At 46.9% G+C, this 640-nt stretch carries 1 tRNA gene and 2 rRNA genes; all 3 read right to left on the reverse strand.

Annotated features, from left to right (window positions below):
* Positions 1-102: ribosomal RNA gene (locus tag ETV65_RS24750) — 23S ribosomal RNA — on the reverse strand; the annotation flags it as partial.
* A gap of 235 nt (positions 103-337) precedes the next feature.
* A tRNA-Glu gene (locus ETV65_RS24755) sits at positions 338-413 on the reverse strand.
* Between the two features lie 143 nt (positions 414-556).
* Positions 557-640 (reverse strand): 16S ribosomal RNA (locus ETV65_RS24760); the annotation flags it as partial.

Raw genomic sequence — 640 nt, forward strand, 5'->3', positions numbered from 1 at the left:
ATAACGGTTCATATCACCTTACCGACGCTTTTCGCAGATTAGCACGCCCTTCATCGCCTCTGACTGCCTAGGCATCCACCGTGTACGCTTAGTCGCTTAACCTCACAACCCGAAGGTGTTTCCACCGCCGCATTGCGATTATTTGAGAGACTCTGTTACAGACTAATCCACCACTCAGTACAGATACGGAGAGTGATGTTCAGCTGTAAACTTTCAATTTTCAGCTTGTTCCAGATTGTTAAAGAGCAATATCTTAAACATGACTCGTTAAAGTCATCTTTAAGTTATTTTCTGTTCATAAAGAACAGGGGATAATGTCTTTCACACATTATCGGATTGGCGTCCCCAAGGGGATTCGAACCCCTGTTACAGCCGTGAAAGGGCAGTGTCCTAGGCCTCTAGACGATGGGGACACGAAAAATCCGTACCAGACCACCTGAGTGGTTTGGCACTTTTCGCATCAGCGTAAGGTTGCCCTTACCGCATCAACAGGTGCTCTTGCTCATTAATTTCATCAGACAATCTGTGTGGACACTGCACAATGCGTATCTTGAGGTAAGGAGGTGATCCAACCGCAGGTTCCCCTACGGTTACCTTGTTACGACTTCACCCCAGTCATGAATCACAAAGTGGTAAGCGC

Source organism: Rahnella sp. RFA10(1/100), assembly GCF_004195115.1.
GTDB lineage: Bacteria > Pseudomonadota > Gammaproteobacteria > Enterobacterales > Enterobacteriaceae > Rahnella > Rahnella perminowiae.